Origin of the sequence: Bradyrhizobium sp. AUGA SZCCT0222, from assembly GCF_018130205.1 — a bacterium.
Classification (GTDB): Bacteria; Pseudomonadota; Alphaproteobacteria; order Rhizobiales; family Xanthobacteraceae; genus Bradyrhizobium.
In genome coordinates, this window is sequence record NZ_JAFCLX010000042.1 from 56,130 (window position 1) to 63,151 (window position 7,022).

The 7,022-nt window shown below is 63.7% G+C and carries 7 protein-coding genes; 4 read left to right on the forward strand and 3 right to left on the reverse strand.

Going from position 1 to position 7,022, the window contains the following annotated elements:
- The first annotated feature begins 351 nt into the window (after positions 1–351).
- Together JQ629_RS28350 and JQ629_RS28355 are read left to right on the forward strand one after the other, a co-directional pair.
- Positions 352–1,389, forward strand: a complete 1,038-nt coding sequence (locus JQ629_RS28350; protein ID WP_249135334.1) for an aldo/keto reductase — start codon at positions 352–354, stop codon at positions 1,387–1,389.
- Positions 1,389–2,243: an amidohydrolase family protein gene (locus JQ629_RS28355; protein WP_249135329.1), complete on the forward strand. Its 855-nt coding sequence runs from the start codon at positions 1,389–1,391 to the stop codon at positions 2,241–2,243. Before JQ629_RS28350 ends, JQ629_RS28355 begins: the two co-directional genes overlap by 1 nt.
- Before the next feature lie 18 nt (positions 2,244–2,261).
- Here JQ629_RS28355 and JQ629_RS28360 read toward each other — a convergent pair whose 3' ends face one another.
- From JQ629_RS28360 to JQ629_RS28370, 3 genes are all read right to left on the reverse strand, one after another.
- Positions 2,262–3,863, reverse strand: a complete 1,602-nt coding sequence (locus tag JQ629_RS28360; protein WP_212415411.1) for an FGGY-family carbohydrate kinase — start codon at positions 3,861–3,863, stop codon at positions 2,262–2,264.
- Positions 3,860–4,837 carry a sugar-binding transcriptional regulator gene (locus JQ629_RS28365; RefSeq protein WP_349631334.1) on the reverse strand — a complete coding sequence of 326 codons (978 nt, stop codon included), beginning with the start codon at positions 4,835–4,837 and terminating at the stop codon, positions 3,860–3,862. Before JQ629_RS28365 ends, JQ629_RS28360 begins: the two co-directional genes overlap by 4 nt.
- A gap of 80 nt (positions 4,838–4,917) precedes the next feature.
- A complete protein-coding gene (locus tag JQ629_RS28370; protein ID WP_212415412.1) occupies positions 4,918–5,940 on the reverse strand; it encodes a zinc-dependent alcohol dehydrogenase in 1,023 nt (340 codons plus the stop codon).
- Between the two features lie 240 nt (positions 5,941–6,180).
- On the opposite strand from JQ629_RS28370, the gene JQ629_RS37975 reads away from it, so the two are divergent.
- Positions 6,181–6,516, forward strand: coding sequence for a GSU2403 family nucleotidyltransferase fold protein (locus JQ629_RS37975; protein WP_502753398.1), 336 nt, complete (start codon positions 6,181–6,183; stop codon positions 6,514–6,516).
- Positions 6,446–6,802, forward strand: a complete 357-nt coding sequence (locus JQ629_RS28380) for a WS/DGAT domain-containing protein (RefSeq protein ID WP_212415413.1) — start codon at positions 6,446–6,448, stop codon at positions 6,800–6,802. The genes JQ629_RS37975 and JQ629_RS28380 overlap by 71 nt, the downstream gene beginning before the upstream one ends.
- Positions 6,803–7,022 lie beyond the last annotated feature (220 nt).

Below are 7,022 nucleotides of genomic sequence, written 5' to 3' on the forward strand. Positions count from 1 at the left end.
CCTCGCATTCCGATGTGTCGTCGGGTGTGTGTTCCCCGCTGCCGGTCCGGCACACCGAGAGACATTGCGATCGCGCCGCACGGGTCCACGTCGAATCCGGCCTGTCGGTCAGTCGGTACCGCTTTCGTGCACGGCCGAACATCGGATGCGATTGCCGCTTGGTACGGTCGGATTGACTTCCGCTCCAGGTTTTTCGGTGGCAAAATCAGCATCCAGCCAGGGCGGTCCCATTGAACGGCGGCCGCGGCTGGCAATATCGCGAGGATTCACCGCCAGCGGACTTCTCCAATGGCAAGCAAGGTAAGGGCGCATCGCTGCGACTGGGCGATGGGCCGAAAAGAACCGGTCAATATGAAACCAGTATTTGCGGTGCCGCGCCGTGCTCTTGGTGGGACGCGGCTTCAGGTTTCGGTTCTGGGATTCGGAACCGCGCCGCTTGGTGATCTCTACGTGCAACTGGATGACGGCACGGCCATTGACACGGTGAAACGTGCATTCGAGCTGGGCATCAACCTCCTCGACACTTCTCCTCTCTATGGCAACGGCCTTGCCGAACATCGTTGCGGCGCCGCAATCAGGCGCGTGCCGCGCCAGGACATCGTCGTTTGCACCAAGGTCGGTCGCTGGACGGATCCGTTTCGCGGTCGAGGCGACCGTTCCGGTTTTGTAGGAGGGCTGCCGCACCAGGCAGTGGTTGATTATTCCTATGACGGCACGATGCGTTCGGTGGAACAGTCGCTGTTGCGGCTAGGGGTCGACCGGCTGGACCTGTTGCTGATCCATGACGTCGACGTTTGGACTCATGGCGTCGACGCGATCGACGAGCGGTTTCGCGAGGCCATGACTGGCGCGTACGTGGCGCTGGACCGGCTTCGCGCAGAGGGCGTTGTTGCGGGCATCGGGATCGGCGTGAACGAGGCCGAGATGTGCGTGCGTTTCGCGCAAGCCGGTTCATTCGATACCATGCTGCTCGCGGGGCGCTATTCCCTGCTGGAGCAGCCGGCGCTGACGGAGTTTCTGCCGCTTGCGCAACAACAGGGGATCGGTGTGTTGCTCGGCGGTGTATTCAATTCAGGTATTCTGGCAACCGGCGCGGTGAGCGGTGCCAAATACAATTACAGGGATGCGCCACCTGAGATCCTGGCAAGGGTAGCTCGGATCGAAAGCATCTGTGATGCGCATGGCGTTGCCCTGCCAACCGCGGCGTTACATTTTGCCCTGGGCCATCCGGCGGTGGCGAGCGTTGTGCTGGGGGGCCAGAGTCCGCAGGAGGTCGAACGCAACGTAGCCGCGCTGTCCTGCGACGTGCCAGCGGCGCTTTGGGCCGATCTGAAGGCCGAGCGCCTGCTGGCTGCGGAAGCGCCCGTTCCGCTGCCGGTAGCCGGCTGATGCGGATCGATGCGCATCATCATCTGTGGACTCTCGCGCGTGGCGATTATGGTTGGTTGACTCCCGCGCTCGCGCCGATCCACCGCGACTTTTCCCTTTCGGATCTGGCGCCGCACCTCGCTGCCGCGAACATCAGGGGGACGATCCTGGTGCAGGCGGCACCGACCGAGGCGGAGACCATGTTTCTTCTCGACATCGCGGCGAAGGCACAGGTGGTGCGGGGAGTGGTCGGCTGGACGGACTTCGACGTAGCCGACGGCGGGGCGCGCATTGATGCACTCGCCGTGCACAAACTCCTGGTTGGATTGCGGCCGATGGTGCAGGACATGCCCGATGACGATTGGCTGCTCCGCCCTGGCTTGGCACCGCTATTGGCAGCGATGGCCCGAAACAAACTGGCGTTCGACGCGCTGGTGCTGCCGCGCCATTTGCCGCGACTGCTGCGGCTGGTCGATGATCATCCCTATCTGCAGTTCGTGCTTGACCATTGCGCCAAGCCCCGGCTTGCGACCGGCGAGACAGCAGATTGGTATCGCGATGTCGCGCTGCTCGCGGAACGCCCCAACATCGTCTGCAAGCTATCGGGATTGGTGACGGAGGCCGCACCGGATTGGCAGATTACTGATCTGCGGACAGCGGTGGATCATGTCGTTGCGTGTTTCGGACCGCATCGCCTGCTATGGGGAAGCGACTGGCCGGTGGTTAATCTGGCGGGCGGTTATGAAAAATGGATGGCCGCCGCCGAAACCCTGCTCGCCGGTCAGTCACCCGATGAAAAGGCAGCTATCTTCGGCGGTAACGCGGCTCGCATCTATCTCTCAAGCCGGGGACGGAATGTTGAAGCCAGTTGCTGACGAGAAAAGACATCGCGTTCAGAATGCGCCTGCGGACGCGGAGGGGCGGCCGTCCGGTCGCCGACCTTCGGCCTCGATTTCGTTGCGGACGGCGAACAGCTTGAGATAGGTCGAATAGGCGGCATCGTTCGCCGCCGCCCATATCGGGGCGGCCTTGTGGATCGTCTGCTCCGGCGCCATCGCGTCGAGCGCCGCAAACAGATCCGGGTAAAGCCCGGCCGCGACGGCGGCGACCATCGCGGTGCCGAGCAGCACCGGTTCGGACGAGTGGGAGATGACGAGGTCTGCGCCAAGCGCATCACGATAAAGGCGTACCATCAGCGGATTCCTGGTGTGTCCGCCGGAGAGACAGGCGCGGTCGATCGCATAGCCACGGGTGTTGAGATGCTCAAGGATATGACGGCTTTGCAGTGCGAGCGCGCGGGCCGTCGCGTAGTAATGTTCGAGGAAGGAGCGTCGGCTCGTCTCCAGGCCAATGCCGCTGACGAGCGCGCGCGCCGCACCGTCGCCATGGGGCGCGCGGTTGCCGAGCCAGTCGGGGACGATATGCCGCCGCGCGCCGAAGGCGGGGCCTTCGAGATCGAGCAGCGCGAGAATATCGCGCGCGGTTTCCGCGTGCCGCGCCGCCGACGTCTTGCCGGGGCTGGCGGGATGCTGATCCAGCACGGCGTCGAGCGCCGCGCCCGAAATGCTCATCCCGGCCTCGTGCATCCAGTAGCCGGGAAATACCGCGTCCTTGAAGGGACCCCAGACCCCGGAGATGTGCCGCTTATCCTCCGCCCAGCACATGTAGCAGCTCGAGGTGCCGCCGATCAGCGCCAGCGTGCGGTTCATCTTGTCGCGAAATCCGTGGCCCACGACGCCGAGAGCGCCTGCTTCCGCGTCGATCAATCCGATCGCGACCGGCGCTCCCGGCGCAATGCCGAGCGCCTTCGCCGCATCCGCGGATACCGTTCCGTGAACCTGGCCGACCAAGCCCGGCGGCTCGGCGAGCTTGCCGCGCCGCAGCAGATCGGAGAGATCAAGCGTAGCGAGCAGATCGCGGCGCCACGGATCAGGGTCGGCAGGCAGGTAGGGAAACTTGCAGGCAAGCCCGCAGACGGAGTGCCGATCGATGCCGGTCATGCGGCGAGCGACTTCGTCCGAAAGGTCGCGCACGGCGGTGACGCGCGCCCACGCCTCCGGCGTGTGCCGCTTTACCCAGAGAATCTTGGGCAGATACATCTCCGGCGAGACCGTGCCGCCGACATGATCCAGATAATGGTCGCCGGATGCTCCAATCTCCGCTGCCTCGCGCTCGCCGCGATGGTCCATCCAGCAGACCACGTCCGCATCGCCTTGCAGCGGCGGCTCGCCGTTCGCCTCGAAATAGGTCGAGGATGTCGCGTCGACGGCGACGCCCGCGATCGCAGCCGCCGCACCCGGCGCATCGGCAATGGCGGCGCGGATGGCGGCACATACCGCGGCCCAGATTTCGTCCATCCGATAAACAGCGTGGTTTTCCACGGGCCGCAGCAGTTCGAACGGATGACTGCGCGCGGTCATCAGCCGGCCCGACGCGTCGAACAGCCCGGCGCGCGCCGATAACGTACCGACATCGATGGCGAGCAGCAGGCTCATTGCAGCAGCGCCGCTGCCGCAGATTCGTCCGTGACGAGGCAGCGTACATAGCGCGCGTTCAGAATGCCGCGGATCACCGGCGCCTTGGGTAGCCCGCCCGAGGCCAGGATGGAGATCGGATACGCCTTCAGCTCCTGCGGGCTCAGCGCCATGACTCGGGAATTGAGAGGGTGGTCGACCGGGCGGCCGTATTCGTCGAGGTACGTTCCGAGCAGGTCGCCAACCGCGCCCGCCTTGCGCAGTCCGTCCAGCGCTTCATTCACAATATGGGTCGCCGCGAGCAGCGAGCGTGGTGTCAGGTCGCCGCAGGATACCAGCGCGATCTGGCCTTCGCGAGCCCGGCGCATCACGTCCGCAAGTCCGTAATGCGTCAGGAGTGTGGAACGGCTCTCGACCGACGGGCAATAGATCGGTGCCGCGACGTAGTAGCATTCGGCGCCGATCAGGCGCGCAAACTCGGTCGCGACCTCGAACGTGTTGGTGCCGGCGCCGCGCGTCATGCCGCCCATCAGGGAAGTCACCCAGCTGCGGGCGAATCGTCGCTGCTTGAGCGTGCGCGCGGCGGCTCTGAGCGTGCGGCCCCAGCCGACGCCGAGGCCGATGCCATCCTTCAGCAGGGGGTGAAGCATCGTGCTCGCGGCTTCGCCGATCACCTGTTGCAGCGCATCGGGATCGGGCAGGCTAGGTACCACCGAAACATCGTCGAGCGCGAAGCGCGCCTTCAGCTTCTCTTCCAGCGCAACGCAGTTGGCGAGCGGCAGCTTGATCTCGACGCTGACGAGCCCATCCTGCCGTGCCTGCCCGAGCAGCTTGTTGACCTTGAGCCGCGTCAGCCCGAGGCGATCGGCAATCTCCTGCTGCGTCATCGCGCCGACATAGTAATACCAGCAGGCTCGAGCCTGGATTTGCGCTTCGGCCAGGTCCTCGGCGTTGATACGCATTGTCGTCGTTTCGCGGTCGGGTGTGTCGCTCACGGTCTCACCTCACGCATACGCCGGCTTCATCGTGATGCTCCCATTTGCTAGTGGCGGCCAGGTGTCATTCCGGCGTCGGTTCAACTCCCCTTCAGATCGACGAGGACCTTGACGTAGCCGGGCGCATTCTCGGCAAGTGCCGTGAACACGCCGGGCGCTTCCTCCAGCGCGACGCGGTGGGTGACGATCGAGCGTACGTCGATCTTCCCCGCTGCGAGGAACTCAATGGCGCGCGGATAGACGTCGCCCATCCGCCGCGCGAACTTGATGTTCAGGCCGCGGCGGCGCGCGTCCGCTGCCGGCAAGGTGTAAATGTCGCCGTCGGGAATGCCGACAAGCACGATCCGCCCGCCGATGCGCGTCGCGGTTACGGCGTCGCGGAAGCCGAACGGCGAATTTGTCGCTTCCAGCACAAGGGGGCAGCCGCCCTTGGACCATTCGGCAATGTCGGCGGCGCTTTCACCGACGCGATCGGCGCCGATCTTTTCGGCCATTGCGCGGCGATGCGGCAGCGGATCGCAGGCGAGAACCTCACCGGCGCCGGCAGCTTTCAACACCTGGACGATGAGCAGGCCGATCGGGCCACAGCCCAGCACGGCCACGCGTTCGAGCATGCGCGGCTTGGCGAGCCCGACGGCGTGAATGGCGACGCCGAGCGGCTCCAGCATGACGGCGTCCAGCGCGTCGAAGCCATTCGGCAACGCGACGAGCTGCGACCTTGGTGCCCAGATGCGCTCCGTCATCGCGCCGTCGAAGGGAGGAGCTCCAATGAACTCAACGTTAGGGCAGAGGTTGGGGTGGCCCTCATGGCACCATTCGCACCGACCGCATGCCTTGTTCGGATCGACGGCAACGAGCTGGCCGCGGGTGAGACCGAGTTCCTCGACGTCCTGACAGAGATAGCCGCCGAACTCATGCCCGGGGACAAAGGGTTCGTTGATAAGCGTGCTGCCGATACCGCCGTCCTTGAAATAATGCAGATCGCTGCCGCAGACGCCGACCGAGGCGACATCCATCAGGACTTCGTCCTCGCGGCCCTCGCGCAGATTGAACTGCGCTACCCGCGCTTTGTTGGCGCCGTCGATGAAGAGAGCTCGGCTCATCAACCCTGCAGCCCGGCTTGTACCGGGTTCCCTTGTGGGACATTCCTATCGTGCTCTATTACATTCGTATTTTATGAGATGCAACATATGAGAAATATAAGAAACATTTGTTCTTCGATCGAAATCCAGTCTCTCAACGAACTTTAAAATCCAGTTATCTCAACATCTTATAAAGATGTTTGGTGAGCGATCCAGCTTTCATGAAGATCGGTGTTTGCGATTGGCAGCGGAAATAAGGACATGCCCATCATCGTCCGGCCGACCGATTTGTCTTGGCCGCTGATCAATCCGACGAAAGCGCTTGGGGCACGCTTCCTCGACTACCTGATCGGCGAGCCCATTCGCGCGGTGCTGCCGCGCGGCGCAGGCGTGGCAGTCCTCATCCGAAAACCGGAGCGACGCGCCATCCACAAGCTCATTGTCGGATCCCCGCCGGAGGGAAGATCGCGACGCAACCGCAAAGAGTTCGAAGGACCGGCTTCATTAGCGATCAATCGTCGAAGCGATGATCGCGAACCGGCAGCATGCAGATCTTGCGAGTCGCGCGCCTGCGGCCGGCAATGTCCTGATCTCTAACGTCCCGGGCCCGCCGATACCGCTCTACATGGCGGGAGCGCGAATGGTGCACTGCCACCCGGTGTCGATCCCGTATCATTGCAGCGCGCTGGACATCGGGTGCAAAGCAAACGCCGGCCTGCTGGAGTTTGGCCTCACCGCCTGTCGCCGCGTGCTGTCGCAGGAAGAGTCTAACGAACGGGTGGAGCACCTGCGGGCGGCGCTGCGCGATATCGAGGCGCTGCCGCCGGTCGAGCAGGCTTCTGGAGGTGCGTCAGTTGCGGATGCATCCCGGCGATACGCATGATAGGCTGACTGACATAAAGATAAGCAAACCTTGGGAGGGGAACGATCATGCATCCGACCGGTGTGCAAACGTCTTCGCCGCAATCGCTGGCGTTGGAGAGCGGGGAACTCAAGGCGGTTTTCTCGAAGGTTAGCTGGCGCCTTATCCCGCTGCTGCTGATCGCTTACATGATCGCCTATCTCGATCGCATCAATATCGGCTATGCGCAGCTGCAAATGAA

What these genes read in the sequence shown, in the direction of transcription:
- JQ629_RS28350 (WP_249135334.1), top strand. Translation starts at nt 352, where the DNA reads ATGAAACCAGTATTTGCGGTGCCGCGCCGTGCTCTTGGTGGGACGCGG.
- JQ629_RS28355 (WP_249135329.1), top strand. Translation starts at nt 1,389, where the DNA reads ATGCGGATCGATGCGCATCATCATCTGTGGACTCTCGCGCGTGGCGAT.
- JQ629_RS28360 (WP_212415411.1), bottom strand. Translation starts at nt 3,863, where the DNA reads ATGAGCCTGCTGCTCGCCATCGATGTCGGTACGTTATCGGCGCGCGCC.
- JQ629_RS28370 (WP_212415412.1), bottom strand. Translation starts at nt 5,940, where the DNA reads ATGAGCCGAGCTCTCTTCATCGACGGCGCCAACAAAGCGCGGGTAGCG.
- JQ629_RS37975 (WP_502753398.1), top strand. Translation starts at nt 6,181, where the DNA reads ATGCCCATCATCGTCCGGCCGACCGATTTGTCTTGGCCGCTGATCAAT.
- JQ629_RS28380 (WP_212415413.1), top strand. Translation starts at nt 6,446, where the DNA reads ATGATCGCGAACCGGCAGCATGCAGATCTTGCGAGTCGCGCGCCTGCG.